At 66.3% G+C, this 3,317-nt stretch carries 3 protein-coding genes and 1 pseudogene; 2 read left to right on the top strand and 2 right to left on the bottom strand.

Features of this window, described 5'->3' with window-relative positions; translation table 11 throughout:
• Positions 1–476, top strand: a pseudogene (locus tag WU80_RS24420) (maltokinase); the annotation flags it as partial.
• Between the two features lie 64 nt (positions 477–540).
• Complete coding sequence (locus WU80_RS24415) at positions 541–1,251, top strand: YoaK family protein (protein ID WP_055405651.1); 711 nt, start codon at positions 541–543, stop codon at positions 1,249–1,251.
• Between the two features lie 37 nt (positions 1,252–1,288).
• Here WU80_RS24415 and ag85C read toward each other — a convergent pair whose 3' ends face one another.
• Both ag85C and WU80_RS24405 read right to left on the bottom strand, forming a co-directional pair.
• On the bottom strand, positions 1,289–2,320 hold the full coding sequence (gene ag85C, locus WU80_RS24410; protein ID WP_055405650.1) for a diacylglycerol acyltransferase/mycolyltransferase Ag85C: 1,032 nt from the start codon (positions 2,318–2,320) through the stop codon (positions 1,289–1,291).
• Positions 2,321–2,507: 187 nt separating this feature from the next.
• Positions 2,508–3,308 (bottom strand): ABC transporter permease, encoded by an 801-nt coding sequence (locus tag WU80_RS24405; RefSeq protein ID WP_055405884.1) that lies wholly within the window; start codon positions 3,306–3,308, stop codon positions 2,508–2,510.
• Between the last annotated feature and the right edge of the window lie 9 nt (positions 3,309–3,317).

Genomic DNA, 3,317 nt, shown 5'->3' with positions numbered 1-3,317 from the left:
ACGCGACCACCATCGAGGAGCGGTTCGCCAAGCTCGCGGGCGAGGCGATCACCGTCCAGCGGGTGCACGGCGACTTGCACCTCGGTCAGGTGCTGCGCACCCCCGAGAGCTGGCTGCTGATCGACTTCGAGGGCGAACCGGGGTCGCCGCTCGACGAGCGCCGGGCGCCGGATTCGCCGCTGCGCGACGTGGCCGGCGTGCTGCGGTCCTTCGAGTACGCCGCGTACGGGCCGCTGGTGGACCAGGCGGCCGACAAGCAACTGGCCGCCCGCGCCCGGGAGTGGGTCGAGCGCAACCGGACCGCGTTCTGCGAGGGCTACGCCGCCGCCTCCGGGACGGACCCGCGGGATTCGGCGGAGCTGCTGGCCGCCTACGAACTCGACAAGGCGGTGTACGAAGCCGGTTACGAGGCGCGCCACCGGCCCGGCTGGTTGCCGATTCCGCTGCGCTCCATCGCCCGGCTCACCAGCACATAGGCGCAGCATAGGAATTCCCTATGCGTCCCCTGCGCGGTCGGCGAGCGTCTGAAAGCATGTCAGCGTGGCAAGCGAAACCTTCAATAGCGAGGCGCGACTGTCGTGGGTGCTGGCGGGCCTGGCCGGTGTGGTGGGCGCGATCTCGTTCACCCACTCCGCGGGCTACTTCGTGGTTTTCATCACCGGCAACGCCCAACGGGCCGTCCTCGGTTATTTCACCGGTGATGGGTGGCTGGCCGTAAGTGCCGGGCTACTCATCGCGGTGTTCGTCGCTGGCGTGGTCGTCGCGTCGCTGTGCCGGCGATTTTTCTGGGTGGACCATCCGCACGGCCCGACGGTGCTGACCACCTTCAGTTTGGCGGCCGCCACCGTGGTCGACGTGCTCGACGAGGGATGGGAGGAGAATCTCGTCGATTTCTTGCCGATGATGCTGCTGGCGTTTGGTACCGGGGCGTTGAACACCTCTTTTGTCAAAGATGGCGAGGTTTCGGTGCCGTTGAGCTATGTGACCGGCACGACCGTCAAGATGGGCCAGGGCATCGAGCGCCACATCGCTGGCGGTGGAAGCGTCTCGGACTGGCTCGGTTACTTTCTGCTGTTCGCCAGCTTCGTCGTGGGCGCGACCGTCGGCGGCTTCATCAGCGTCGTCGTCAACGGGACCTGGATGCTGGTGATGGCCACGTCCCTATGCGCGGTGACGACCGGGTACACGTACTTCCACCAGGACCGGCGCGCTCTGTTGATGGAACGGTCCGAGAAAAAGCATCGGCAGTAGCGCTGACCGGTGCGCTACTGCCGATGCTGCTCGGGGGTCAGGCGGCCGGCTGAGCCGGTTGCGCCGGTTGCGCCGGTTGCGCCGTGGTGTTGCTGGCCAGCAGCACCTGCTGGATGTCGGGCTTCATCGCGACCAACTGCTGGTTCCAGTACGGCCACGAGTGCGTGCCGTTGGCCGGGAAGTTGAACGTCCCGTTGCGCCCGCCGGCGGCCGCGTAGCTGTTCTGGAACTGCTGGTTGGTGCGCAGCGTCAGACCTTCCAGGAACTTGGCCGGCATGTTGTCGCCGCCCAGGTCACTGGGTGTCCCGTTGCCGCAGTACACCCAGATCCGGGTGTTGTTGGCGACCAGCCGCGGAATCTGCAGCATCGGGTCGTTGCGTTTCCACGCCGGGTCGGTGGACGGTCCCCACATGCTGTTGGCGTTGTAGCCACCCGAGTCGTTCATGGCCAGCCCGATCAGCGTCGGCCACCAGCCTTCGGACGGGTTGAGGAAGCCCGAAAGCGAAGCGGCGTAAGGGAATTGCTGCGGGTAGTACGCGGCCAGGATCAGGGCGGAGCCGCCGGACATCGACAGGCCCACCGCGGCGTTGCCGGTCGGTGAGATCTGCTTGTTGGCCTGCAGCCACAGCGGCATCTCCTGGGTCAGGAACGTCTCCCACTTGTAGGTGTAGTTCTGCCCGTTACCCGACGACGGCTGGTACCAGTTGCTGTAGAAGCTGGACTGGCCGCCGACCGGCATCACCACCGACAGGCCGGACTGATAGAACTCCTCGAAGGCGGGGGTGTTGATGTCCCAGCCGTTGTAGTCGTCCTGGGCCCGCAGCCCGTCGAGCAGGTACACCGCGTGCGGTCCGCCGCCTTCGAACTGGACCTTGATGTTGCGGCCCATCGACGGCGACGGCACGTCCAGGTACTCCACCGGCAGACCCGGCTTCGAGAACGCCCCCGCGGTGGCCGATACGCCGGCGGCGGTGACGAGGCCGGACATCAGGGCAGCCCCCATAGCCGCGACCGCCAGTTGGCGCGGCATGGATGCCGCGGCGCCACGCAACTTTCCGAAGAACTTCATAGCTCTCTACCCATCCCAACTTTCATCTGCCGCGTGCCGCGGTCGAATCCGTTCGCTGGGCAGTCAAACACGGGGAGAGGGCGCAAATCGCTTGTCAGGGCCGCAGCTTCACATCGCGGTTGGCTAACGATTAGGCGTCGGCCGGAAATCGTTGTCGATCGGTCACGATCGGCTATCGAGGCGATAACTAGGCGACGAGCCGGCGCAATAGCGTTGAGGCCGAGGCGATTCCGAGCACGGCGGCGACCAGCAGCACCACGATGTCCACCGGATCGAAGGGCGTGCCGATGAGCAGTCCCCGCAGCGCGTTGACCTCGTAGCTGAGCGGGTTCACCCTGCTCAGCACGTGCAGCCAGGCCGGCATCACGTCCACGGGATACAGCGCGTTGGAGGCGAAGAACAACGGCATCGTGATCGCCTGCCCGATTCCCATCAGGCGGTCGCGGTTGCGCACCAGGCCCGCCAGGGTCATCGACAGGCAGGCGAAGAACGCGGCGCCGAGCATGACCACGGCCATCGCCGCCACGATCCGCAGCGGGTTGACGGTCAGGCCGACGTTCATCAGGTACGCCAGCGCCATCACACCGACCACCTGGGCGACCGAGCGCACGCCGGCCGCGAACGCCTTGCCGGTGATCAGCGCCGACGCTGGCGCCGGTGTCACCATCAGCTTGGCCAGGACCCCGGCGTCGCGGTCCCAAATGATCTGTATGCCATAGAAAATGGAGATGAACAGCGCCGACTGGGCGATGATGCCCGGCGCCAGGAAGGCCAGGTACGACACCGATCCGGTCTGGATGACATGCAGGTGGCTGAACGTGGTGCCGAAGATCAGCAGCCACAGCGCCGGCTGCACCATCCGGGTGACCAGTTCGGTCCGGTCGTGCTGGAGCTTCTGCATCTCGACGATTGCGAACGCACCGATCCGGCTGAACAAGGCGCCGACCCGTTGCCACCCATGGGGTGCGCGGACCAGCGGTGTGGGCATCACGCTATC

The organism is Mycobacterium sp. UM_11 (assembly GCF_001414075.1).
Classification (GTDB): Bacteria; Actinomycetota; Actinomycetes; order Mycobacteriales; family Mycobacteriaceae; genus Mycobacterium.
This window is presented reverse-complemented; position numbering and strand designations above follow the sequence as displayed.